Annotated in this window: 20 protein-coding genes; 13 read left to right on the forward strand and 7 right to left on the reverse strand. The window is 65.7% G+C overall.

Features of this window, described 5'->3' with window-relative positions:
* The first annotated feature begins 112 nt into the window (after window positions 1-112).
* The 7 genes from LE197_RS29650 (at window position 113) to LE197_RS29680 (ending at window position 9726) form a co-directional block, all read left to right on the forward strand.
* Complete coding sequence (locus LE197_RS29650; protein ID WP_003083866.1) at window positions 113-952, forward strand: IclR family transcriptional regulator C-terminal domain-containing protein; 840 nt, start codon at window positions 113-115, stop codon at window positions 950-952.
* Window positions 953-1104: 152 nt separating this feature from the next.
* Entirely contained in the window at window positions 1105-2256 is a 1152-nt protein-coding gene (triA, locus tag LE197_RS29655) for a triclosan efflux RND transporter adaptor protein TriA (protein WP_024946948.1), read from the forward strand.
* On the forward strand, window positions 2253-3323 hold the full coding sequence (gene triB / locus LE197_RS29660) for a triclosan efflux RND transporter adaptor protein TriB (RefSeq protein ID WP_003161029.1): 1071 nt from the start codon (window positions 2253-2255) through the stop codon (window positions 3321-3323). The genes triA and triB overlap by 4 nt, the downstream gene beginning before the upstream one ends.
* The gene (gene triC / locus LE197_RS29665) at window positions 3320-6367 is read left to right on the forward strand and encodes a triclosan efflux RND transporter permease subunit TriC (RefSeq protein WP_003102199.1); all 3048 of its coding nucleotides are present in this window, start codon (window positions 3320-3322) and stop codon (window positions 6365-6367) included. Before triB ends, triC begins: the two co-directional genes overlap by 4 nt.
* Window positions 6368-6565: 198 nt before the next feature.
* Window positions 6566-7504: a LysR family transcriptional regulator gene (locus LE197_RS29670; protein ID WP_003118585.1), complete on the forward strand. Its 939-nt coding sequence runs from the start codon at window positions 6566-6568 to the stop codon at window positions 7502-7504.
* Window positions 7505-7619: 115 nt separating this feature from the next.
* The gene (locus LE197_RS29675) at window positions 7620-7805 is read left to right on the forward strand and encodes a hypothetical protein (protein WP_003083879.1); all 186 of its coding nucleotides are present in this window, start codon (window positions 7620-7622) and stop codon (window positions 7803-7805) included.
* 586 nt (window positions 7806-8391) lie between these two features.
* Window positions 8392-9726: an OprD family porin gene (locus LE197_RS29680; protein ID WP_033940180.1), complete on the forward strand. Its 1335-nt coding sequence runs from the start codon at window positions 8392-8394 to the stop codon at window positions 9724-9726.
* Window positions 9727-9754: 28 nt separating this feature from the next.
* Here the strand turns inward: LE197_RS29680 and LE197_RS29685 are convergent, their stop codons facing one another.
* Window positions 9755-10552 carry an AraC family transcriptional regulator gene (locus LE197_RS29685; protein ID WP_003083886.1) on the reverse strand — a complete coding sequence of 266 codons (798 nt, stop codon included), beginning with the start codon at window positions 10550-10552 and terminating at the stop codon, window positions 9755-9757.
* 77 nt (window positions 10553-10629) lie between these two features.
* Between LE197_RS29685 and LE197_RS29690 the strand changes: the two genes are divergently transcribed.
* The 5 genes from LE197_RS29690 to LE197_RS29710 all read left to right on the forward strand — a co-directional run bounded on the left by LE197_RS29690 (window position 10630) and on the right by LE197_RS29710 (window position 16759).
* Complete coding sequence (locus tag LE197_RS29690) at window positions 10630-12246, forward strand: gamma-glutamyltransferase family protein (protein ID WP_003128380.1); 1617 nt, start codon at window positions 10630-10632, stop codon at window positions 12244-12246.
* 671 nt (window positions 12247-12917) lie between these two features.
* The gene (locus LE197_RS29695; protein WP_003102209.1) at window positions 12918-13754 is read left to right on the forward strand and encodes an outer membrane protein OmpK; all 837 of its coding nucleotides are present in this window, start codon (window positions 12918-12920) and stop codon (window positions 13752-13754) included.
* Window positions 13755-13998: 244 nt separating this feature from the next.
* On the forward strand, window positions 13999-15405 hold the full coding sequence (locus tag LE197_RS29700; protein ID WP_003162957.1) for a uracil-xanthine permease family protein: 1407 nt from the start codon (window positions 13999-14001) through the stop codon (window positions 15403-15405).
* Window positions 15406-15497: 92 nt separating this feature from the next.
* Window positions 15498-16163 (forward strand): TetR/AcrR family transcriptional regulator, encoded by a 666-nt coding sequence (locus tag LE197_RS29705; protein ID WP_003083903.1) that lies wholly within the window; start codon window positions 15498-15500, stop codon window positions 16161-16163.
* Between the two features lie 5 nt (window positions 16164-16168).
* Complete coding sequence (locus LE197_RS29710; protein WP_003117224.1) at window positions 16169-16759, forward strand: IMPACT family protein; 591 nt, start codon at window positions 16169-16171, stop codon at window positions 16757-16759.
* A 6-nt stretch (window positions 16760-16765) separates the two neighbouring features.
* Here LE197_RS29710 and siaD read toward each other — a convergent pair whose 3' ends face one another.
* The 4 genes from siaD to LE197_RS29730 form a co-directional block, all read right to left on the reverse strand.
* Window positions 16766-17593: a biofilm formation regulator diguanylate cyclase SiaD gene (gene siaD, locus LE197_RS29715; RefSeq protein WP_003083910.1), complete on the reverse strand. Its 828-nt coding sequence runs from the start codon at window positions 17591-17593 to the stop codon at window positions 16766-16768.
* A 6-nt stretch (window positions 17594-17599) separates the two neighbouring features.
* A complete protein-coding gene (siaC, locus tag LE197_RS29720; protein ID WP_003102215.1) occupies window positions 17600-17980 on the reverse strand; it encodes a biofilm formation regulator SiaD modulator protein SiaC in 381 nt (126 codons plus the stop codon).
* A gap of 78 nt (window positions 17981-18058) precedes the next feature.
* A complete protein-coding gene (locus LE197_RS29725) occupies window positions 18059-19336 on the reverse strand; it encodes an ISL3 family transposase (protein WP_000610830.1) in 1278 nt (425 codons plus the stop codon).
* A gap of 12 nt (window positions 19337-19348) precedes the next feature.
* Window positions 19349-20383 (reverse strand): permease, encoded by a 1035-nt coding sequence (locus tag LE197_RS29730; RefSeq protein ID WP_000098298.1) that lies wholly within the window; start codon window positions 20381-20383, stop codon window positions 19349-19351.
* A gap of 111 nt (window positions 20384-20494) precedes the next feature.
* Between LE197_RS29730 and LE197_RS29735 the strand changes: the two genes are divergently transcribed.
* Window positions 20495-20809: an ArsR/SmtB family transcription factor gene (locus LE197_RS29735; RefSeq protein WP_008294929.1), complete on the forward strand. Its 315-nt coding sequence runs from the start codon at window positions 20495-20497 to the stop codon at window positions 20807-20809.
* Window positions 20810-20999: 190 nt separating this feature from the next.
* Here LE197_RS29735 and siaB read toward each other — a convergent pair whose 3' ends face one another.
* Together siaB and siaA are read right to left on the reverse strand one after the other, a co-directional pair.
* Window positions 21000-21542: a biofilm formation regulator kinase SiaB gene (gene siaB, locus LE197_RS29740; RefSeq protein WP_003083916.1), complete on the reverse strand. Its 543-nt coding sequence runs from the start codon at window positions 21540-21542 to the stop codon at window positions 21000-21002.
* 8 nt (window positions 21543-21550) lie between these two features.
* Entirely contained in the window at window positions 21551-23542 is a 1992-nt protein-coding gene (gene siaA / locus LE197_RS29745) for a biofilm regulation protein phosphatase SiaA (RefSeq protein WP_015647826.1), read from the reverse strand.
* Window positions 23543-23710 lie beyond the last annotated feature (168 nt).

Raw genomic sequence — 23710 nt, forward strand, 5'->3', positions numbered from 1 at the left:
GGCGATGGGTAGCCCCGACAGTACTACAGTCGGAGGCGCTCCGGTCAATTGCGATGATCGAACGAGTGTCCGATAATCGGCGAGCCTTTCCGTGACCCGAGCCCGAACGTCCATGAGCGAACTCCCGGAACACCCCGCCACCCTGGCGCCGCCGACCGTCCTTTCGCCGGCCAAGCGCATCGAGGCCTTCACCGGCGATCCCAACTTCATGACCTCGCTGGCCCGTGGCCTGGCGGTGATCCATGCGTTCCAGGAGCGCAAGCGGCACCTGACCATCGCCCAGATCAGCCACCGCACCGAGATACCCCGCGCCGCCGTGCGTCGCTGCCTGCACACGCTGATGCAGCTTGGCTACGCCACCACCGACGGGCGCACCTACTCGCTGTTGCCGAAGGTGCTCACCCTCGGCCACGCCTACCTGTCGTCGACGCCGCTGGCGATCACCGCGCAGCCGATCCTCGACCGCCTCAGCGAACAGCTCCACGAAGCCTGCTCGATGGCCACCCTGGAGGGCGATGACGTGCTCTACATCGCCCGTTCGGCCACTCCCCAGCGGCTGATTTCGGTGGACCTCAACGTCGGCAGCCGGCTGCCCGCCTATTGCACCTCGATGGGCCGCATCCTCCTCGCCGCGCTGGACGACGACGCGCTGCACGCCTACTTCGGCGGAGTGGAGATGCAGGCCAAGACCAGCCGTACCCTGTATACCCCCGAGACCCTGCTGCCGTGCCTGGTGGAGATTCGTCGCCAGGGCTGGTGCATCGTCGACCAGGAGCTGGAAGTCGGCCTGCGCTCGCTGGCGGTGCCGGTACGCGACTCCGCCGGCCATGTGCTCGCCGCGCTGAACGTCGGCACCCATGCCGGGCGGGTCTCCCGCGCCGAACTGGAAAGCCGTTTCCTGCCGTTGCTGCTGGAGGCCAGCCGCGAGCTGAGCGCGCGCCTGTTCACCTGACGCCGGAGGCGATCCCCTCCACAAGTTTGGAAAAGGAACCCCCGCTTCCATCTGATAGTCGCAATCCTTGGGGACGCGGCTAGAATCCCTGCCAATTCTGGGAGTTTCCGGCCGTATCGGCCGGTATCTGTATGGATCGCGAAGGGGAAGGCATGTCAGACGCCAGAGGCGCTTTTCATTCCAAAGGTCGCTGGTCGCGGATGGCGCTGCCCGCCATCCTGTGCGCCAGCCTGCTTGTCGGTTGCGGCGCTGAGCCGCCCGCCGAGGAACACGTCCGTGTGCTGGCGCAGACGGTGAAGATGGCCGAGTTCGCCTCGGCCACCTCGATCACCGGCGACATCCAGGCACGGGTACAGGCCGACCAGTCGTTCCGTGTCGGCGGCAAGATCGTCGAGCGCCTGGTCGATGTCGGCGACCACGTCGCGGCTGGCCAGGTGCTGGCGCGGCTCGACCCGCAGGACCAGCGCAGCAACGTGGAGAACGCCCAGGCGGCGGTCGCCGCGCAGCAGGCGCAGTCGAAGCTCGCCGACCTCAACTACCAGCGGCAGAAGGCGCTGCTGCCCAAGGGCTACACCAGCCAGAGCGAGTACGACCAGGCGCTGGCCTCGGTGCGCAGCGCGCAGAGTTCGCTGAAGGCCGCCCAGGCGCAGTTGGCCAACGCCCGCGACCTGCTTTCCTATACCGAGCTGCGTGCCTCCGACGCCGGGGTCATCACCGCCCGCCAGGCCGAGGTCGGCCAGGTGGTGCAGGCCACCGTGCCGATCTTCACCCTGGCCCGCGATGGCGAGCGCGACGCGGTGTTCAACGTCTACGAGTCGTTGTTCAGCCACGATGTCGACGGCCAGCGGATCACCGTCAGCCTGCTCGGCAAGCCGGAAGTCACCGCCAGCGGCAAGGTCCGCGAGATCACCCCGACGGTGGACGAGCGCAGCGGTACGCTGAAGGTCAAGGTCGGCCTCGACTCGGTGCCGGCGGAAATGAGCCTCGGCAGCGTGGTCAACGCCAGCGTCGCCGCGCCGGCCGAGCACAGCGTGGTGCTGCCCTGGTCGGCGCTGTCCAAGGTCGGCGAGCAGCCGGCGGTCTGGTTGCTCGACCAGCAAGGCAAGGCGCGTCTGCAACCGGTGCGGGTGGCACGCTACGCCAGCGAGAAGGTGGTCATCGACGGTGGCCTGGAGGCGGGCCAGACGGTGGTCACGGTGGGCGGCCAACTGCTCCATCCGGGCCAGGTGGTCGAGGTGGCCCAGCCGCCGCAGCCGACCCAGAGCACCGCCAGCCGCGACGCCGTGGGCGGAGGCCAGCCATGAAGCCGTTTTCCCTCGCCGGCCTGTTCGGCTTCGCCCTGCTCCTCTCCGGCTGCGGCGACGAGCCGCAGCCGGCACCGCCGCGGCCGGTGCTGACGGTGACCGTGAAGACCCTGAAGAACGACGACCTCGGTCGCTTCGCCGGGAGCATCCAGGCGCGCTACGAGAGCGTGCTCGGCTTCCGCACCAACGGACGGATCGCCTCGCGCCTGTTCGACGTCGGTGACTTCGTCGGCAAGGGCGCGCTGCTGGCGACCCTCGACCCCACCGACCAGCAGAACCAGTTGCGCGCCAGCCAGGGCGACCTGGCCAGCGCCGAGGCACAGTTGATCGACGCCCAGGCCAATGCCCGGCGCCAGGAAGAACTGTTCGCCCGCAGCGTCACCGCCCAGGCGCGCCTGGACGATGCGCGGACCCGCCTGAAGACCAGCCAGGCCAGCTTCGACCAGGCCAAAGCGGCGGTGCAGCAGGCCAGGGACCAGCTTTCCTACACGCGCCTGGTGACCGATTTCGACGGCGTCATCACCACCTGGCACGCCGAGGCCGGGCAAGTGGTCAGCGCCGGCCAGGCGGTGGTCACCCTGGCCCGGCCCGAAGTGCGCGAGGCGGTCTTCGACCTGCCCACCGAGGTCGCCGAGAGCCTGCCGGCCGACGCGCGCTTCCTGGTCAGCGCCCAGCTCGACCCGCAGGCCAGGACCACCGGCAGCATCCGCGAGCTGGGTCCGCAGGCTGACGCCTCGACCCGCACCCGTCGCGTGCGCCTGAGCCTGGCGCAGACGCCGGAGGCGTTTCGCCTCGGTTCGACCATCCAGGTCCAGCTGAGCAGCGCCGGTAGCGTGCGCAGCGTGCTGCCGGCCAGCGTGCTGCTGGAGCGCGACGGCAAGACCCAGGTCTGGGTCGTCGATGGGAAACAGTCCAGCGTGGCCCTGCGCGAGGTACAGGTGCTCAGCCGCGACGAACGCCAGGTGGTGATCGGACAGGGCCTGGCCGACGGCGACCGGGTGGTCCGCGCCGGAGTCAACAGCCTCAAGCCCGGCCAGAAGATCAAACTCGACGAGGATGCGCGATGAAGGGCGGTTTCAACCTGTCGGACTGGGCCCTGCGCCACCAGTCCCTGGTCTGGTACCTGATGGCGGTATCGCTGGTGATGGGCGTGTTCTCCTACCTCAACCTGGGGCGCGAGGAGGATCCCTCGTTCGCCATCAAGACCATGGTCATCCAGACCCGCTGGCCGGGCGCCACGGTGGACGACACCCTGGAGCAGGTCACCGACCGCATCGAGAAGAAGCTCGAGGAGCTGGACTCGCTGGATTACGTGAAGAGCTACACGCGACCCGGCGAATCGACGGTCTTCGTCTACCTCAAGGACACCACCAAGGCCGGCGACATCCCGGATATCTGGTACCAGGTGCGCAAGAAGATATCCGACATCCAGGGCGAATTCCCCCAAGGCATCCAGGGACCGGGTTTCAACGACGAGTTCGGCGACGTGTTCGGCAGCGTCTACGCCTTCACCGCCGATGGCCTGGACTTCCGCCAGCTGCGCGACTACGTGGAGAAGGTGCGCCTGGACATCCGCTCGGTGAAAGACCTGGGCAAGGTGCAGATGATCGGTGCGCAGAACGAGGTCATCTACCTCAACTTCTCTACCCGCAAGCTGGCCGCCCTCGGTCTCGACCAGCGCCAGGTCGTGCAGAGCCTGCAGGCGCAGAACGCGGTGACCCCGTCGGGCGTGGTCGAGGCCGGCCCCGAGCGCATCTCGGTGCGCACCTCCGGCAACTTCCGTTCGGAAAAGGACCTGCAGGCGGTCAACCTGCGGGTCAACGATCGTTTCTACCGGCTGTCCGACCTGGCCAGCATCAGCCGCGATTTCGTCGACCCGCCGACCTCGCTGTTCCGCTACAAGGGCGAGCCGGCCATCGGCCTGGCGGTGGCGATGAAGGAGGGCGGCAATATCCTCGAGTTCGGCGAGGCGCTCAATGCGCGCATGCAGGAGATCACCGGCGAACTGCCGGTTGGTGTCGGCGTGCACCAGGTGTCGAACCAGGCCCAGGTGGTGAAGAAGGCGGTCGGCGGTTTCACCCGGGCGCTGTTCGAGGCGGTGGTGATCGTCCTCATCGTCAGCTTCGTCAGCCTCGGCCTGCGCGCCGGGCTGGTGGTGGCCTGCTCGATCCCGCTGGTGCTGGCGATGGTCTTCGTGTTCATGGAATACACCGACATCACCATGCAGCGGGTTTCCCTCGGCGCGCTGATCATCGCCCTCGGCCTGCTGGTGGACGATGCCATGATCACCGTGGAGATGATGATCACGCGCCTCGAACTGGGCGACTCGCTGCACGACTCGGCGACCTACGCCTACACCTCGACGGCCTTCCCGATGCTCACCGGGACCCTGGTGACGGTGGCCGGCTTCGTGCCCATCGGGCTCAACGCCAGCTCCGCCGGCGAGTACACCTTCACCCTGTTCGCAGTGATCGCCGTGGCGCTGCTGCTGTCATGGATCGTCGCGGTGCTGTTCGCCCCGGTGATCGCCGTGCACATCCTGCCGAAGACTCTCAAGCACAAGTCGGAGCAGAAGAAGGGCCGCATCGCCGAGCGTTTCGACAGCCTGCTGCACCTGGCGATGCGCCGGCGCTGGACGACCATCTTCCTCACCGCGCTGCTGTTCGGCGTGTCGCTGTTCCTGATGAAGTTCGTCCAGCACCAGTTCTTCCCGTCTTCCGACCGTCCGGAACTGCTGGTCGACCTCAACCTGCCGCAGAACAGCAGCATCCACGAGACCAGGGCGGTGATGGACCGCCTGGAAGCGACGCTGAAGGACGACGAGGACATCGACCACTGGAGCGCCTACGTCGGCGAAGGCGCGATCCGCTTCTACCTGCCGCTGGACCAGCAGTTGCAGAACAACTTCTATGGCCAGCTGGTGATCGTCACCAAGGACCTGGAGGCCCGCGAGCGCGTCGCCGCACGCCTGCGCGATCGCTTGCGCAAGGACTACGTCGGCATCAGCACCTACGTGCAGCCGCTGGAGATGGGGCCGCCGGTGGGACGGCCGATCCAGTACCGGGTCAGCGGACCGCAGATCGACAAGGTCCGCGAGTACGCCATGGGCCTGGCCGGCGTGCTCGACGGCAACCCGAACATCGGCGATATCGTCTACGACTGGAACGAGCCCGGGAAGATGCTCAAGATCGACATCGCCCAGGACAAGGCGCGCCAGCTCGGGCTTTCCTCCGAGGACGTGGCGCAGATCATGAACAGCGTGGTGACCGGCAGCGCGGTGACCCAGGTGCGCGACGACATCTACCTGGTGAACGTCATCGGCCGCGCCGAGGATAGCGAGCGCGGCTCGCTGGAGACCCTGGAGAGCCTGCAGATCGTCACGCCCAGCGGCACCTCGATCCCGCTCAAGGCGTTCGCCAAGGTCAGCTACGAGCTGGAGCAGCCGCTGGTGTGGCGCCGCGACCGCAAGCCGACGATCACGGTGAAGGCGTCGCTGCGCGGCGAGATCCAGCCCACCGACCTGGTCGCCCGGCTGGCGCCGGAGGTCAAGCGCTTCGCCGACGGCCTGCCGGCGAACTACCGGATCGAAGTGGGCGGCACGGTGGAGGAGAGCGGCAAGGCCGAGGGCCCGATCGCCAAGGTGGTGCCGCTGATGCTGTTCCTCATGGCGACCTTCCTGATGATCCAGTTGCAGAGCGTGCAGAAGCTGTTCCTGGTGGCCAGCGTCGCGCCGCTGGGGCTGATCGGGGTGGTCGCGGCGTTGCTGCCGACCGGCACGCCGATGGGCTTCGTGGCGATCCTCGGGATTCTCGCGCTGATCGGCATCATCATCCGCAACTCGGTGATCCTGGTGACCCAGATCGATGCCTTCGAGAAAGACGGCAAGACGCCCTGGGAAGCCGTGCTGGAAGCCACCCACCACCGCACCCGGCCGATCCTGCTGACGGCGGCGGCGGCCAGCCTGGGGATGATCCCCATCGCCCGCGAAGTGTTCTGGGGGCCGATGGCCTATGCGATGATCGGCGGCATCGTCGCCGCCACGCTGCTCACGCTGATCTTCCTGCCGGCGCTGTACGTCGCCTGGTACCGGATTCCGGAACCGGGACGCTGAGCGCGGCGTAAGGGGAAGGGGGCGCCGCCGTAGCAGAGTCTGTGCGGGGGGAAGGAGAGCGGACGGCGGGTGGGCCATCCGCCCCGACGCCGGGCAGGGTATGCCCGGCGTTGCTACGGCGACGGCGGCCAGTATAGGCAGCCCGGCGCCAGGGAAAATCCGACCAATTTACGAATCTGTTTTGCAACCGAGGTAATAGTGGACACATTGCAAGGCATGCGCGTGTTCGCCAGGGTGGTGGACAGCGGCAGCTTCACTTCCGCCGCCCAGGCCCTGGACCTGTCCACCGCGCAGGTATCGCGGCTGATCTCCGACCTGGAGGCGCACCTGCAGACGCGCCTGCTGCACCGCACCACCCGGCGCCTGGCCCTGACCGAGGCCGGCGAGCGCTACCTGGAGCGGTGCCGCGGGATCCTCGAGGACATCGAGGTCGCCGAGGCCGAAGCCGCCGGCGCGCACATCCGCCCCTGCGGCCGCTTGCGCGTGCAGTCGCTGATGGGCATGGGCCAGCATCACCTGGTGCCGATGATCGCCCGCTACGGCGCACTGTTCCCCGACGTGGTGATCGAGCTGACCCTGTCCCAGCGCAACCCGGACATGCTCGAGGAAGGCCAGGACGTGCTGATCACCGGCGAGCGCCAGTTGCCCGACTCGGAGTTCGTCGCCCAGCGCCTGGGCAGCATCCACAGCGTGCTCTGCGCCAGTCCCGGCTACCTGCAGCAGCGCGGCGTGCCACGCTCGGTGGACGACCTGGAGCGCCACGTCTGCCTGCGCCTGCAGGACCCGGCCTACCCGGAGGGCTGGATCTTCGCCGACGAGCAGGGCGAGCGCACCGTCAGCCCGCAGAACACCTTCATGGTCAATGTCGCCGAGGTCATGGCCCAGGCGGCCAAGGCCGACCTCGGCATCGCCCTGCTGCCCAGCTACGTGGCGGCCGCGGCGCTGCGCAACGGCGAGCTGCTACGAGTGTTGCCCGGCCATGCCATGCACCAGCGGACCATCTATGCGCTGTATCCCTCGCGGCGTTACCTGGACGCGAAGATCCGCACCTGGGTCGATCTGTTGCAACAGGAACTTCCCCAGGCATTCGCCCGCGACGAAACTACCATGCAAAGTTCAAGTTACTGGGCACAGTGAAGGATTGTTGTTATTGAGGTAATACTCTCTCGTCTGTTTGGCTATTTTTCCGAGCATGGCGGTTAACTAATATGGCGCCTGTCCCAAGTGAACAGGGTGTCATCGGAGACCCGCCATGAATCGCCAGATCCTTGCTGCCGCCATACTCAGTTTGTTTTCCCTCGCATTTTCCCAGGCCGGTTTCGCCGAAGAGTCCTCGCTGATGACCAACCGCATGGTCGACGCCAACCAGCAGGCCATCGAGCACCAGCAGGAACTTTCCGCCTCCGCCGCGCAGGCCGGGGCCCGCAGCGACTCCTGATCTAGCGCATGGCGCCAGCCGCGCCATGGCTTCCCCCGGGTACTCGGGAAGCGTGAGCCTGGGTACCCTGTCCTTGCGCCGCATATGATATGCGGCGTTTTTTTTGCCTTCCTGACCGTTCGGACAATTCTTGCAGAATATGTAAAAGACTTTCGTTGGATATCGGGTTTTTCCGATAGTGGCAAAAAAATATAATCGCGCCAGCTCAATGGATAATTGTCGCTGGCTGTCGACGATATTCGTTCTGTCTTCATCGATCTCGCCATGCAAGAGCGGGACGTGGAAAGCCTAAAGCCTGATGAGTCGAAGAGACTTTCAATAGAAGAGTCCGACTGCGTTCCAGCCGGTTTCCAGTGTCCGGAAATACACTGGCAAGACTTCCCGACGCCGAACTTTGATTGCTCCTATTCGACGTCTTCTCAAGGCCGCTGATACCAGCGGCCTTTTTTTTCGGGTTGCGCCCGGCTGGGCGCCCCATGGGAGCGATCGCCCGCGCGACGCCAGCAGAAGCGTCGCCGGGAACGACACCACAACACGCTTTCCGGCCTTGCCGGATTTCACCACGCTGTAAGAAGGAGCAACCGCAATGAGGAATCTGTTCGCCTTGACGCCGATGGCGCTGGCGCTGTGCACCGCGTCCGCCGCCTGGGCCGATGAGGGGGAAGCCAAAGAAGGCTTCATCGAAGGCTCCAGCCTCCAATTGCTGACCCGCAACTACTACTTCAACCATGACCGCCGGCACGCTTCCGGGCACGACAGCAAGGAATGGGCGCAAGGCTTCATCGCCACCTTTCAGTCCGGCTACACGCCCGGCGTGGTCGGCTTCGGCGTCGACGCCTACGGCATGCTCGGGCTGAAGCTCGACGGCGGCGGCGGTACCGGCGGCACCAGCATCCTGCCGATCACCGCGCCGAGCAAGGAAGGCTACGAATCCGGCAAGGCGCCCGATGAGTTCTCCAGTGGCGGGGCGGCGCTGAAGATCCGCGCCTTCGACACCGAGCTGAAGCTGGGCGACCAGTTCCTCAGCAACCCGGTGGTCGCCGGCGGCGAGTCGCGCATGCTGCCGCAGACCTTCCGCGGTGTGAGCCTGACCAACAACAGTTTCGAGGACCTGACCCTCACGGCTGGCCAGGTCAGTTTCACCAAGTACTACAACCAGAGTGGCCACCGTCGCCTCGGCTCGTACTACGGCGAACTGCCGGGCGACCGCGACAGCCATCATCTCAGCTGGCTGGGCGGCACCTGGGGCGGCATCGAGGGCTTCACCAGCAGCCTGTACGCCGCCGAACTGCAGAACGTCTGGAAGCAGTACTACGGCGACGTCGACTACACCTACGAGATCGACGACAACTGGTCGCTGAACCCCGGCGCGCACTACTACAAGACCGTCGACAGCGGCGACTCGTTGCTCGGCCGGATCGACAACAACACCTACAGCCTGCATTTCGCGGTCGGCTACAGGCAGCACACCGTCACCGCGGTGCTGCAGAAGGTCAACGGCAACACGCCGTTCGACTACATCAACCAGGGCGACAGCATCTTCCTCGACAACTCGCAGCAGTATTCCGACTTCAACGGTCCCAACGAGAAGTCCTGGAAGCTGCAATACGACTACGACTTCGTCGCCCTCGGCCTACCCGGCCTGAGCGCCTCGGCCTCGTACTCGCGCGGCAAGCTGGACCTGACCCGGGTCGATCCGGACAGCCCCGGCTACGGCGGCTGGTACAGCGCCGACGGCAAGAACGCCAAGCACTGGGAACGCGACCTCGACCTGCAGTACGTGGTCCAGGGCGGTCCGGCCAAGGACCTCTCGCTGCGCCTGCGCTGGGCCACCCACCGCGGCACCGGCGGCTACAGCGCGGTGGACAACGACATCGACGAATACCGGGTGATCGTCGACTATCCCATCGACGTGCTCTGAGCCCCGCGCGCTGGGCCCTTCGCCGGGCTCAGCGCTGGCGGAACAGTTCGCCGGGAGTGAAGCCGAAGAGTCCCTTGAAGGCGGCGATGTAGGCCGAGGTCGAGTCGTAGCCGCTGTCCAGGGCGGCGCCGGTGACGCTGTCGCCGGCTTCCAGCGCGTTGAGCGAGGCGAGCAGGCGCTGGCGTTGGCGCCAGAGCCGGTAGTTCATCCCGGTCTCGCGCTGGAACAGGCGCGACAGGGTCTTTTCCGAGGTGCCCAGGCGCTGCGCCCAGTCGCCCATGGTCAGGCTCTGGGTCGGTTCGTCGATCAGTGCCTGGCACAGCCGCAGCAGGCGCGGCTCGCGCGGCATCGGCAGGGAGAAGGCGACCTCCGGCAGCAGCCGCAACTGGTCCAGCAGCACCTGCACCAGCCGCGATTCGGCGCTGTCGCCCTCCGGGTAGTCCACCGGCAACTCGCAGAAACTCTTGATCAGCTCGCGCGCCAGCGGCGTCACCTCCAGCACCCGGCAACGCGTCGGCGCCCAGGCGCAGGCGTCGCCACGGATGTACAGGCTGCGCATCTCGGCGCGGGTGGAGGTGACCACCTCGTGTTCCAGTTGCGCCGGAATCCAGATCGCCCGCTGCGGCGGGGCGAAGAAGCTGCCCTCGGCGGTATGCACGCCGAGCACGCCGCTGATGGCGTAGGAAAGCTGCACCCAGGCGTGCCGGTGGCGCGAGGTCCAGGAGCCGGCGCGCAGGCTTTCGGCGCGCGCGTAGACCGGCCGTGGCAGGCGGGCGAGGGTGGGAATCGGGCGGTGCAGTTCCGCAGGCTGTCCGTTCATCGTCATGACTTGGCGTCGTGTCGCTAGTCGGCAGAGTCTGGCAGGGCTAACCTGCCGCCTCAAGTTTCCCGGAGCCCACGCCGATGCTCGACTTCTCCGCCCACGCGCTTCCCTACGCCTCGCAACGTTCGCCGGTCCATGCCCGCCGCGGCATGGTCGCCACCTCGCAGCCGCAGGCGGCGCAGGTCGGGTTGGAGATATTGCGCCGTGGCGGCAACGCCATCGACGCGGCGATCGCCACCGCCGCCGCGCTGACGGTGGTCGAGCCGACCGGCTGCGGGATCGGCGGCGACGCCTTCGCCCTGGTCTGGACCCGCGGCCGCCTGCACGGCCTGGACGCCAGCGGGCGCGCGCCGGGCCTGCTCGATCGCGAGCGGGTGCGCGCCGCCGGCCACGAGCGGATGCCGCTGTACGGCTGGACGCCGGTCACCGTGCCGGGCTGTCCGGCGGCCTGGGCCGAACTGTCGCGGCGCTTCGGCAAATTGCCGTTCGAACAACTGCTGCGGCCGGCGATCGAGCTGGCCCGCGATGGCTTCCCGGTCTCGCCGGTGATCGCCCGCCTGTGGCAAAGCGGCCTGGACAAGTTCCGCGCGGCGTTGCCGCAGCGGCCCGAGCTGCGGGCCTGGTTCGACGAGTTCCTCATCGACGGCCGGGCGCCGCGCGCCGGCGAGGTGTTCCGCCAGCCGGGCCAGGCCGACACCCTGGACGAGCTGGCGCGCAGCCAGTGCGAAAGCTTCTATCGCGGCGAGCTGGCCAGGGCCATCGTCGGCCACGCCGAGCGCAGCGGCGGCTACCTGCGCGCGGAGGACCTGGCCGGCTACCAGGCGAAGTGGGTCGAACCGATCTCACTGAACTACCGTGGCTATGACGTCTGGGAGATTCCGCCGAGCGGCCAGGGCCTGATCGCCCTGATGACCCTGAACATCCTCAAGGGCTTCGAATTCGGCGAGCGCGACTGCGCGCGGACCTGGCATCGCCAACTGGAGGCGATGAAGCTGGCGTACGTCGACGGGCTGCACTACATCAGCCAGCCGCAGTCGATGCGGGTCTCGGTCGAGGAACTGCTGCACGAGGACTACGCCGCCAGCCGCCGTGCGCTGATCGGCGAGCGCGCGCTCGATCCCAGCCCCGGCCAGCCGAGGCCGGGCGGCACGGTGTACCTGGCCTGTGGCGACGAGGAGGGCAACCTGGTCTCGTTCATCCAGAGCAACTACCACGGCTTCGGCTCCGGCGTGGTGGTGCCCGGCACCGGCATCGCCTTGCAGAACCGCGGCGCCGAGTTCAGCCTCGATCCGGACCACGTGAATTGCCTGGAGCCGGGCAAGCAGACCTTCCACACCATCATTCCCGGTTTCCTCAGCAAGGACGGCGTGCCGCTCGGCCCGTTCGGCGTGATGGGCGCCTATATGCAGCCGCAGGGCCACGTGCAGATGGTGATGAACCTGGTGGACTTCGGCCTCAACCCCCAGGCTGCCCTCGACGCGCCGCGCTGGCAGTGGCTGGGCGGGCTGCGTGTCGGCATCGAACATGCCGCGCCGCGCGCGCTGGCGGCGGAGCTGGCGCAGCGTGGGCACCAGGTGGAGATCGCCTACGACTCGACCAGCTACGGGCGCGGCCAGATCGTCCTGCGCGACCCGGCCAGCGGCGTGCTCTGTGGCGGCACCGAGCCGCGCACCGATTCGCAGATCGCGGTGTGGTGAGGGGACCCATGTGGGTGAGGCGGGGAGACCTGTCCGGCGGATAATGCCCAAGGCGTATCCACCCTGCGGATGGCGAAGCAAGAAGACCCGGCAGGCATAGGCTGCCAGGCGACCCGTACTCGAGCGCGCTCCGCTACGCAACATCGAGAGCGCCTTCTGGATGTCATGCCACCGGAGTCTCCCAGGCCCTGGCGAATTTACGTCCGGGCGTCCTGAAACCCGACGAAAAACCCCATTCGGGGATGAATTCCGCCCGCCGTCTCTGGCATCATCCGCGCCGCTTCTCGCCCGAACGCCGGGGCGGTAATGTGTAGAAAGACCACGCACTGTTTTGTGTACAAAAGTCTGCTGATTCTTTTTGTCACAAATCGTTTTTGTGTATCCAGTTTTCTTCGCGCTGCCAACCCAAAGTCGAGCACGCCCCTCCCGACCACGCACCAGTGCAAGGCAAAAACTGTCCTTGGGGTCAGGTTTTTGCCGTCGTAGAGAGGTTGGAGGCATTTCGCCGCCTTTGTCCAAAACACTGAAAAAACAGGCGTTCCCTTCGCCGCAGGAAACCCGGCGAAGCGCCCGCGCCGTCTTGGCTTCGTTCTTGCTATCCATGGCGAGGCCTGACCGCTCGGACAGGTTCGCCCACTAGAAGAAAAGCTATTCACTCCAGGAGCGTTTCAATGAGCCGCACACTCGCCACCGTGATGCTAGCCGGGGGGCTACTGGCCGCAGGCCAGGCTGTCGCCGAAGACCATGACATGACGCCGACCCACGAGACCGACTCGGGGCCGCTGCTCTGGCACAACGAGAGCCTGACCTACCTCTACGGCAAGAACTTCAAGATCAACCCGCCGATCCAGCAGACCTTCACCCTGGAACATGCCAGCGGCTGGACCTGGGGCGACCTGTTCATCTTCTTCGACCAGATCAACTACAACGGCAAGGAAGACGCCAGCAACGGCAAGAACACCTACTACGGCGAGATCACTCCGCGCCTGAGCTTCGGCAAGCTCACCGGAGCGGACCTCTCCTTCGGCCCGGTGAAGGACGTGCTGCTGGCCGGCACCTACGAGTTCGGCGAAGGCGACACCGAGGCCTACCTGCTCGGCCCGGGCTTCGACCTGGCGATCCCCGGCTTCGACTACTTCCAGCTCAACTTCTACTACCGCAAGCCCGACGGCAACCGCGTGCGCGCCGGCGCCTGGCAGATCACCCCGGTGTGGTCCTACACCATTCCGGTGGGCAACTCCGACATCCTCATCGACGGCTACATGGACTGGGTGATCAACAACAAGAGCGCCAGCACCAGCCGCCGCAACCAGAGCGACTATCACGCCAACCTGCACTTCAACCCACAGGTCAAGTACGACCTGGGCAAGGCCCTCGGCTACGAGCCTAAGCACCTGTACGTGGGCCTGGAGTACGACTACTGGTCCGACAAGTACGGTGTGAAGGACTCGCAGTACTTCACCACCGACCAGAACACCGCAAGCTTCCTGGTCAAGTACCACTTCTGAGTCCGTCGCGCGGGGCTGCCGGCCGGGCCCCGCCAGCGCGCCCCGTCATTGCGCGCCGTGCATCGGCACGGTGCGCGACGGTCGCCTTCTTCGTCCTTGCGTTTGCCTCCCGTTGTCCGCTCGACCCACGCCGGGCGCGCCTTGCAGCCTGAGCGGCAGGAATAAGCTGATCACCTGGACAGCTTTTTGCAGAAGCCGTGCATCCTCCTCGCCGCCCGAGGAGCGCCACCCTGAGACGGCCCCGATGCACAGCGAAGACCAACGCCCCAACGACCTAATCTACGGCCTCGACGACCGGCCGCGCCCGCTTCCCGCCTTCCTTGCCGCGCTACAGCACGTGCTGGCCAGCTTCGTCGGCATCGTCACTCCGCCGCTGGTGATCGGCTCGCTGCTCGGCCTCGGCGAGCACCTGCCGTACCTGATCAGCATGGCGCTGATGGTTTCCGGCGCCGGCACCCTGATCCAGGCGCGCCGGCCGTTCGGCATCGGCGCCGGGATGATCTGCCTGCAAGGCACCAGCTTCGCCTTCCTCGGCGCCGTGCTGGCCGCCGGGATGCTGGTGAAGCAGCGCGGCGGCGGTCCCGAGGAGATCCTCGCGATGATCTTCGGCGTGTGCTTCTTCGGCGCCTTCGTGCAGATCGTCCTCAGTCGTTTCCTCGGCCATCTTCGCCGGGTGATCACGCCGCTGGTCACCGGCATCGTCATCACCCTGATCGGCGTCAGCCTGATCAAGGTCGGCATCACCGACCTCGGCGGCGGAGCCGGGGCCACGGACTTCGGCGCACCGGCCAATCTCGCGCTGGGCGCGCTGGTGCTGCTGAGCATCGTCCTGCTGAACCGCTCGCGCCTGCCCTGGCTGCGCCTGGCCGCCATCGTCATCGGCCTGGCGCTGGGTACCCTGGCGGCCTGGGCGACCGGCCTGTTCGTTCCGCGGGCGTTGCCCGAGCTGCCGCTGGTCAGCCTGCCGCAGCCGTTCCGCTTCGGCTTCGCCTTCGACTGGATGGCCTTCCTGCCGGTGGCGCTGATCTACCTGATCAGCAGCATCGAGACGGTCGGCGATCTGACCGCCAACTGCATGCTCTCGCGGCAGCCCCTGGAGGGACCGGCGTACCTGCAGCGGTTGCGCGGCGGGGTGCTCGGCGACGGCGTCAGTTGCCTGCTGGCAGCCACCTTCAGCGCCTTCCCGAACACCACCTTCGCGCAGAACAACGGGGTGATCCAGCTCACCGGGGTGGCCAGCCGGCACGTCGGGATCTATATCGGCGGCGTGTTGCTGGCGCTCGGCCTGTTCCCCTGGGTCGGCGCGATCCTCCAGCAGATCCCCAAGCCGGTGCTCGGTGGCGCCACCCTGGTGATGTTCGGCAGCGTCGCCGCCGCCGGCATCCGCATTCTCGGCCAGACCCCGATGGACCGCCGCAGCGTGCTGATCATCGCCGCCTCGTTCGGCGTCGGCCTCGGCGTGGCCGCGCAGCCGACCCTGCTCGACCAGATGCCGGCGGTGGTGAAGACCCTGTTCGACTCGGCGATCACCAGCGGCGGCATCACCGCCATCCTGCTCAACCTGCTGCTGCCCGAGGAGCGCGTTGCCGAAGCGGCGCAGGCCAGCGCGAAGGGCGGCGCCCTGGCGCGCTGGCGCAAGCCGCTGGGTTGATACGGGCGTTTGCAAATTTTTCCGCGCCTGGCTTGTGTCCCGCGGCCGGGCTGGGGTATCAACGCGGGGATCACGCCGATGGAAACCTGCGCATGACCCTGACAGTGCCCGCCCACGACCCGGCCGCCCGCGACAAGCCGGCCGGGCGCATCCGCCAGAAGAACGAGGAGGCGATCCTCGCCGCGGCCGAGGAGGAGTTCGCCCGCCACGGCTTCAAGGGCACCAGCATGAACACCATCGCGCAGAACGTCGGCCTGCCCAAGGCCAACCTGCACTACTACTTCGGCAACAAGCTGGGCCTCTACACGGCGGTGCTGAGCAACATCCTCGAACTCTGGGACAGTACCTTCAACACCCTCGGCGTCGACGACGATCCGGCCGAGGCGCTGGCCCGCTACATCCGCGCCAAGATGGAGTTCTCCCGCCGCTACCCGCTGGCCTCGCGGATCTTCGCCATGGAGATCATCAGCGGCGGCGAGTGCCTCACCGCGCATTTCAACCAGGACTACCGCAGCTGGTTCCGCGGCCGCGCCGCGGTATTCGAGGCCTGGATCGCCGCCGGCCGGATGGACCCGGTGGATCCCGTGCACCTGATCTTCCTGCTCTGGGGCAGCACCCAGCACTACGCCGACTTCGCCAGCCAGATCGGCCTGGTCACCGGCCGCAAGCGCATGTCCAGGCAGGACTTCGCCGCCGCCGCCGACAACCTGGTGCGGATCATCCTCAAGGGCTGCGGACTGACCCCGCCGGCGGCCTGAACGCGATGCCGAGCACCCTGCAAGGCCTCGCCGAATACCGCGAGGAAATCCGCAAGAGCCGCTTCCACACCATCGCCGCGCCGGTGGCCGACGAGGACGAGGCGCAGGCGTTCATCGCCGCCCACCGCGACGCTTCCGCCGGACACAACTGCTGGGCCTGGAAGTGCGGCGCGCAGTACCGCTTCAGCGACGACGGCGAACCCGGCGGCAGCGCCGGGCGGCCGATCCTGGCGGCCATCGAGGGACAGGACATGGACTGCGTGGCGGTGCTGGTCAGCCGCTGGTTCGGTGGCATCAAGCTCGGCACCGGCGGCCTCGCCCGCGCCTATGGCGGCGGCGCGGCCAAGTGCCTGCAGCAGGCGCCGCGCAGCGAGCTGGTCGAGCGCTGTCGGGTGCGCTTCGCCTGTGCCTTCGCCGACCACGCGCTGCTCAAGGCGCGCAGCCTGGCGCTGGGCGCCAGCGTGGCGGCCGAAGACTACGGCGCCGACGGCGTCGTCCTGACCCTGGAGTTGCCGGTGGCGCGCTTCGAGGCGCTTCAGGCGCTGCTGGTGGACCTCAGCCGAGGCCAGGTGCGGCTGCAGCGGCTGGACGCCTGAGGAGGCTCAGCGCGCTGGAGCCGGGCGGGAAGGGGCAGGAAGCGGCGGGAGCGCGGCGAACACGCATTTGTCGCGGCCGCTGCGCTTGGCGTCGAGCAGTGCGGCGTCGGCGCGATTGACGGTCTGCGAATAGGTTTCGCCGATGCGGTGTTCGGTAACGCCGACGCTGGCGGTGACGCTCAGCGCCTCGGTGCCGACGCGTACCGCCAGGGTCCGTACGCTGTCGCGCACCCGCTCGAGTACCGGGCCGGCGTCCTGCAGGCGGGTCTGTGGCAGCAGCAGGAGGAATTCCTCGCCGCCCCAGCGGCCGCAGAGGTCGTATTCGCGTAGCTCGGACTCCATGGCCCGGGCGATTTCCACCAGCACCCGGTCACCGCTGTCGTGGCCCCAGGTATCGTTGACCTGCTTGAAGAAGTCCACATCGAGCATTGCCAGCACGTAGCTCTGGCCGTGGCGCTGGGAGCGTTCGTTCTCCTCCCTGAGGCGCTCCAGCAGCATGCGTCGGTTGGGCAGGCCGGTCAGCGGGTCGCGGATCGAGGCTTCCTTCAGCGCCAGGTTGAGGTCGCGCATCATCTGCTGGTAGCGGTCGGAGATCCGCGCCACCTTTTCCAGGCGCCGCAGCTGCTTGTGGTAGCGCTCGGACAGCGACAGGTTCTGCTCCCGCGCCATCGACTGGAATCCGTCGGAGATCCGGGCGATGCGCTCCAGCCGCACCAGTTGCTCCAGCGATTGCTGGCGCAGGCGGGCCAGCGCCTGGTGCAGCGGATGCCCGTGGAACTGCGGATCGGCCAGCAGGCCGTCGATCCAGGCGTCCAGTTCGCGTTCGCGGCTCATCGTCGGCTACTCGTCGTGGGCCTGGATGGCGAAGGGGAAGCTGCAGTCCTCGCGGAACTCCTCGGCCAGCTCGGCGACCCGTTCGTTGCGCCGGTCGTAGTGCCAGCGCAGGCTGACCGGGCGACCGCCCTGGTGGGCCTCTTCGAGCAGGTCGAGGATGTCCATCATGGCCTTGATCGAACTGGTGTTCAGGTACAGCAGGCGCAGGTCCAGTTCCAGCGGCCGCTGCCCGGCGGCGAGGAAGCGCTCGACCCAGTCGATCACCTGGCCGAACAGTTCATAGGAGTTTTCCGGGTAGGAATCGCCTTGCATGGACAGGCGTCCGGCCTGCCAGTCGCCCTGGATGGCGGGCGTGGACTGGGTGCCGGGTATGTGCAGGTCACTCATGATGGTGTTCTTCCTAAAACGGGTATACGGATTTAATGGTTGATGGGGCACCTTTACCCCACCAACCTGATACCATTATCAGATGGTTGATAGATCGACTCCGTAGTTGAGTTCCTCTGCGAAGTCCGGCAGTCCGTAACCGATGGTTTTCTTGTAGAAAGGAGAGACCTTCGCAGTCGGTGCCTTCTTCTTGTGCTTCGTGGTGTAGAGCATTCGTGCCCGCATCACCTCGAAGGAGTAACCGCGCCCTTCACGGTTCTTGTCCTTGGCCAGTCGGTTGATGGACTCCGTGTAAGCGTTGGTGACGGGCATGTCCGTCTCGAAGTAGGTCATGGTCTCTTCGCGCCAGTTTCCCACTGCCCTGACCAGATCGCTCCAGACTTCCTTTTGGCCCTTCGGGATGGTGGCTATCCACTCGTCCAGGGCGGCTTCTGCCTGGAGCCGTGTGGTGGCGTCCCAGATGCCGTAGAAGCGCTCCTTGTGCTCGTAGGCGGCCAGCAGTTGCGGGAACGCGCCTGTCCAGGTCTCCATGATGAGGCGCTCCCGGTCTGAGACTTCGTGAGCGCGTTTCAGCAGGATTTTCCGGTCTCCCTTGAGAGTCCGGCTCTGGGACGGTTTCAGCTCCTTTCTGAGGCCCTTGCGCACTCTCTCTAGGGCATCGTTGGCCATGCGCACCACATGGAACTTATCGACCACGATACGGGCCTGGGGCAGCACAGCCTTGACCGCTGCCCGGTAGGGGTTCCACATGTCCATGCTGACGATCTCGACCTTCTGCCGGTCTTTCAGCTTCATCAGGTAGTTGGTCACCACGTCCTGGCGGCGGGTGGCCAGCAGGTCGAGCAGGGTTCGCTCCTCAATGTTGGTCAGAATGCAGCGGTAGCGCTTGTTCAGGTATAGCTCGTCAATGCCCAGGATGCGGGGCGTCTCGAAGCGGTGCCAGCGCCCCAGGAACTCGGCGCGGGCGTTGAAGATGTCGCGCACCGTCTTCTCGTCCAGGCCGGTCTGTGCCGCCACAAAGGTGTAGGGGTGGTTGAAGGATTCCTTCTCCACGTACTCATGCAGCCGCAGTGTCATACGGAATCCGTCCACCATCTCCGGTAGCTGGGGCCTGAATGTTGTCTTGCAGGCCCGGCAGGTGTATCGGCGGCGGACCACCCAGAGAGTGACCCGCTTGCCGTGGATGGGCAGATCACGATAGGGAACGTCACGCTTGCCGAACCGCACGAACTCACCCTGCACGCCGCACCCCTCGCAGGCTACTGGTGTAGGTGCTTCAAGCCGAAAATGTATGTCTTCATTCTGCTCATCAGAATCCACCAACTGGTACCCAGGAAGGCTTAACGAATTAATCATCTCCCGCCTTGATCAGAAAAACAGGTAGGTGGCGTAACCGGCAATCATCGCCATAGCAAAAATGACTGCTAAAAACGCCGCTAAAAGCTTCAGCGTGAACAAAGAGCGCAACAGAATGAGCTCAGTCAGGCTGGCTCCGGCACTGCCGATGATCAACGCTAGCACCGTCCCGGCACCCACGCCTTTGGCCATCAGAGCCGCTGCCAGAGGTATGACGGCTTCAGCGCGAATATACAACGGCACGCCGATGACAGCGGCAACTGGAATGGCAAAGGGATTATCTGGGCCTGCATACTGCTCCAATAAGTCAGTGGGCATGAAACCATAGATCACGCTGCCAATCGCAATACCGATGAGCAGGTAAGGCAACACATCGATAAAGTCCGACCAAGCTTCCCGCCACACACCACTGTACTTCCCTTCTTTCTTAACCGTGACAGTGGGTTGACTGTCACAGCATTCGCTAGACGTAGAGACTGTTGTCTTCCTATCAGCCCCGCAAGAAGCCGTCTTCGGAGTGGTGTCGCAGCTGTTGGTGCCGCAACTCGATGCGGTCGATGTAGCACTGCACGGGCTTGCTGATGAACTACATCCACTGCTCTCTTGTGTCGCCGTCCGGCGCACATAACGCTCGAAGCCAAGCGTGTGAAGCAGCCATCCGGCACCTACCGCGACCACCAAAGCGGCGAGCACATAGATAGCAGTAAGTGTCCATCCAAACGTGGCAACCAGCAGGCCGACGACGATAGGATTCAGCAACGGAGATGAGAAAAGAAACACCATCATCGGCCCAAAACCGGCCCGTGCCCGAATCAACCCTTTCAACATGGGGATAGTCGAGCAACTACAGAAGGGCGTTATAGCTCCTAAACCAGCAGCAAGAAAATAGCCTCGCTTCCCACTGGAAGTCAGTAACGCTTCCACCTTGGATGGTGGGATGTGACGTTGAAGAACTCCGACCAGCAAGCTAATGCCAATGAATAAAACCGATAGCTCGATAGCGAGAAAGGCGAACATGCCTAGAGCGTCTTGGAGTTGAGATGACATTCAATATTACTCCTATATTTCTAGTATTGTCGAAATGATGTACGCAGCCTACTTGCGTTTATCCGACCTGTCAACTATAATTCTAGAAACATCGAATTATTGGGGCGTGCTATGGATCACGAAAAGGTTGCAGCCAGCTTAGCTGAGCTAGGGAATAGTCACCGACTGTCCGTGTTCCGCTTTCTGGTCAAAGCTGGCCATGATGGGGCTTCGGTCGGAGATATCCAGAAGGGGCTGGGTATTCCTGCTTCGACGCTATCACATCACCTTGCGCGCATGGCCAAGGTAGGGCTGATCCGGCAGGAGAAACATAGCCGCACGATTGTCTGTATATCCGAGTATGGGCACCTAGAGAATTTGATCGGTTTCTTACAAGAGGAATGTTGTGCAGGTGTCCGGATTGCGCATGAACCAGAACCGCTTTGACGCTTGCCCAGCTCTCGCTGTCCTCCCTAGTCAGCATCGCTATGAAGACTCAGGCGAAGGTGGAAACAGAAAATTGGCAGTAGAGTAGGCTGAAGAGGATCAATCAGATAATCCGCTGAGAAAGATTTTCTTCTTTACATCTTTGGCATTTTATCAACCAGAAATTCCGGATACCCCCTAAAACACGGGGTCAGATCACGGCGCGCAGGCTGAAGAAGGCGCGCCCGTCGGGCTGTTCCTTCAGCGATGCGGCCAGTGGTTCGCTGGACTTGCGGGCGATGTCCAGCAGGCCGAGACCGGCTCCGCTGGCGCAGCCGCTGTCGCGCGGGCGGCGTAGCTGCTCCTTGTAGGCGGCCTTGAGGGCGGCCTTGTCGAGGTTGGCGATGGCCTGGATGCTGCGCACCAGGCTCTGGCCGTCGTCGCGTTCCACCAGGTTGCCGGCGGACACCACGTAGTGGCCGTCCTCGTTGCGGGCGATGGCTACCGTGGCCGCCGCCTCGTGTTCGCCGTAGCCCTTGAGATTGGCGTAGTGGCGGATGTTCTGGGTCATCTCGATGTACACCGCGAAGACGTCCATCGCTTCGCTCGGCTTGGCCTGTTCGGCGTGCAGGTAGTTGCGCAGCGCGTGGCCTATCTCCTCGATCAGGCTGCGCGAGATCGGTCCGTTGAAGCAGAGCAGGATGCGTTGGCGGGTGTAGCTTTCACGCATGGCCAGCAGGTCTAGCGTTTCCATGGGTGCCCCTAGTCGAATCGGAAGGACAGGATGGTGATGTCGTCGCGTTGCGGGTGCTCGCCCTGGTACTCGGCGAGCGTCGCCACGAAGGCCTCGGCCTGCTCGGGGAGCGGCTGCCGCGCGTGGTCGCGGAGCATGTCGGCGAAGCGCCGGCTGCCGAAGCCGAAGCCGTGTTCGCCGCCGGCCTGGTCGAGGAAACCGTCGGTGCTCAGGTAGAAGGTCCAGCCCGGCGCCAGCGGTACCTCGATGTTGCGGTAGTCGCCACGGCGCTTGTCGCCGATCGCCCGGCGCGCGCCCTTGAGTTCCTGGACCTCCTCGCCGTCGCTGGCGTACAGCGAGATCTTCGCCCCGGCGAAGGCCAGCTGGCGGCGCCGGCGGTCGACCCAGACCAGCCCGGCATCCATGTTGGTGGCCAGCGCCTGGGGGATCTGCTCCTGGCTGAGCATGCTGCGCATCGCCTGGTCGGTCTCGCCGAGGATCGCCGCCGGGTCGCGGCTGCCCACCGCCTCGATGGCGTGGTCGATGGCGGCGCGGGCGAGCATGGTCATCAGCGCGCCGGGCACGCCGTGACCGGCGCAGTCGACCACGCCGATCAGGTAGCCGTCGGCCTGCTCGCGGTACACGTAGAAGTCGCCGCCGACCACGTCGCGCGGTTTCCACAGGATGAAGTGATGCTCGCCGAGGGTGGCGCTGAGCTGGCGGTCGGGGAGGATCGCGCGCTGGATCAGGCTGGCATAGTCGAGGCTGTCGCCGATCTTCTTCTGCGCGGCGGCCATCTCGCGGTTGGCTTCCTCCAGCGCCTGGGTGCGCTCCTGGACCTTGTCTTCCAGCTCGGCGGTGTGCCGGCGGACCTGGTCGGCCATGCTGGCGAAGGCCTTCGACAGCGAGCCGATCTCGTCCTGGCGCGCCAGCGGCAGCGGCGTGTCGTAGCGCCCGGCGGCGATCGCCTTGGCCGAGCGCTTGAGGCTGCGCAGGGGGCGCAACAGCAGGCGCTCGACGGCATAGGCGAAGCCCAGCAGCAGGGCCACCAGCAACAGCAGGAACGTGCCCGCCAGCGGCCAAAGCCAGCGGTTGTCGAGGACCTGGGCGGCGTGCAGGTCGACGGCGGTGAGCACGTACCAGCGCAGTTGGGGAATGTAGGCCACGGCGAAGAGTTGCTTGCGGCCGTCGAGGCCGGCCCACAGGCAGTGCACCGAGCCGGCCTTGGCGCGGGCCAGGCGCATGGCCTCGCGCAGGGCGTCGCGCTGTTCCGGCTGGTCGAGCAGGTCGAACACCCGGTGGCGTTCGCTGGCGCCGCCGGCGGCGGAGCTGTAGGCGATCAGGCGGCGGTCCGGGTGGGCCTGGATGGCGCCGTCGTCGCCGACGATCATCGGCGTCACGCCCGGCTCGCGGGCGATGATGAAGTCGTCGAGGAAGCCGCTCAGGTCCAGGCCGCTGCCGGCCAGGCCGATGGGCCGGCCCTGGTCGCGGATCACCAGGTTGAACCAGACCTTGGTCAGGTTCAGCTTGCTGTCGACATTGACGTTGATGTTGTAGGCGGCGCTGTTGCGCAGGGTATTGAAGTACCAGGCGTCTTCCAGGTCGCCGGCCTCCAGGGTGTAGCGCGGCCGTTCGCTGTAGGGTTGGCGGCCGTCGTTGAAGTAGTAGTGGTGGGAGCCGCTGGCGATGATGAAGTAGGCGTGGTCGCGGAAGTCGCCGCGGTAGCCCTCGGCCTCGCGGAAGAACAGCGCGCGGCGCGCCGGGTCGTCTTCCTTCAGCAGCCAGTCGCGGGTCACCACCGATTCGGCGAAACGGCGCGACAACGCCAGTTCGCGGGAGACCGGGGCGAGGATCTTCTGCCGGTGCAGCAGGGTGAAGTTCTTCGCGTAGGCCAGGCCGAAGTGCGTACGGATGTCGTCCATCGCGCGCCAGCCCAGCAGCACCGCCGGGACCAGTGCCAGGGCACAGGCCAGCAACAGCGCCACCACCGATTTGCCGCGCAACCCCCAGTTCGCCGCCATGGCTATCCCTATCAGTTTCTCGCCCGGCCCGCGGCCGAAATCATGGATCGAAAGCGTGTGTCGAACTTTTGGCGAAAGGGCCAATTGTGCAGATGTGCATTATTTCAGGCAACGTAATTTGGTTTTATTTCGCCATTAATTTGACGTCACAATGATGGCGAGCAGGCA

The sequence above is a fragment of the Pseudomonas sp. PS1(2021) genome, from assembly GCF_020405165.1.
Lineage (GTDB): Bacteria > Pseudomonadota > Gammaproteobacteria > Pseudomonadales > Pseudomonadaceae > Pseudomonas > Pseudomonas aeruginosa.

Bases quoted from the DNA above. Each gene is read 5' to 3' on its own strand.
- LE197_RS29650 (WP_003083866.1), top strand. From the start codon at position 113: ATGAGCGAACTCCCGGAACACCCCGCCACCCTGGCGCCGCCGACCGTC.
- triA (WP_024946948.1), top strand. From the start codon at position 1,105: ATGTCAGACGCCAGAGGCGCTTTTCATTCCAAAGGTCGCTGGTCGCGG.
- triB (WP_003161029.1), top strand. From the start codon at position 2,253: ATGAAGCCGTTTTCCCTCGCCGGCCTGTTCGGCTTCGCCCTGCTCCTC.
- triC (WP_003102199.1), top strand. From the start codon at position 3,320: ATGAAGGGCGGTTTCAACCTGTCGGACTGGGCCCTGCGCCACCAGTCC.
- LE197_RS29675 (WP_003083879.1), top strand. From the start codon at position 7,620: ATGAATCGCCAGATCCTTGCTGCCGCCATACTCAGTTTGTTTTCCCTC.
- LE197_RS29680 (WP_033940180.1), top strand. From the start codon at position 8,392: ATGAGGAATCTGTTCGCCTTGACGCCGATGGCGCTGGCGCTGTGCACC.
- LE197_RS29685 (WP_003083886.1), bottom strand. From the start codon at position 10,552: ATGACGATGAACGGACAGCCTGCGGAACTGCACCGCCCGATTCCCACC.
- LE197_RS29690 (WP_003128380.1), top strand. From the start codon at position 10,630: ATGCTCGACTTCTCCGCCCACGCGCTTCCCTACGCCTCGCAACGTTCG.
- LE197_RS29695 (WP_003102209.1), top strand. From the start codon at position 12,918: ATGAGCCGCACACTCGCCACCGTGATGCTAGCCGGGGGGCTACTGGCC.
- LE197_RS29700 (WP_003162957.1), top strand. From the start codon at position 13,999: ATGCACAGCGAAGACCAACGCCCCAACGACCTAATCTACGGCCTCGAC.
- LE197_RS29705 (WP_003083903.1), top strand. From the start codon at position 15,498: ATGACCCTGACAGTGCCCGCCCACGACCCGGCCGCCCGCGACAAGCCG.
- LE197_RS29710 (WP_003117224.1), top strand. From the start codon at position 16,169: ATGCCGAGCACCCTGCAAGGCCTCGCCGAATACCGCGAGGAAATCCGC.
- siaD (WP_003083910.1), bottom strand. From the start codon at position 17,593: ATGAGCCGCGAACGCGAACTGGACGCCTGGATCGACGGCCTGCTGGCC.
- siaC (WP_003102215.1), bottom strand. From the start codon at position 17,980: ATGAGTGACCTGCACATACCCGGCACCCAGTCCACGCCCGCCATCCAG.
- LE197_RS29725 (WP_000610830.1), bottom strand. From the start codon at position 19,336: ATGATTAATTCGTTAAGCCTTCCTGGGTACCAGTTGGTGGATTCTGAT.
- LE197_RS29730 (WP_000098298.1), bottom strand. From the start codon at position 20,383: ATGTCATCTCAACTCCAAGACGCTCTAGGCATGTTCGCCTTTCTCGCT.
- LE197_RS29735 (WP_008294929.1), top strand. From the start codon at position 20,495: ATGGATCACGAAAAGGTTGCAGCCAGCTTAGCTGAGCTAGGGAATAGT.
- siaB (WP_003083916.1), bottom strand. From the start codon at position 21,542: ATGGAAACGCTAGACCTGCTGGCCATGCGTGAAAGCTACACCCGCCAA.
- siaA (WP_015647826.1), bottom strand. From the start codon at position 23,542: ATGGCGGCGAACTGGGGGTTGCGCGGCAAATCGGTGGTGGCGCTGTTG.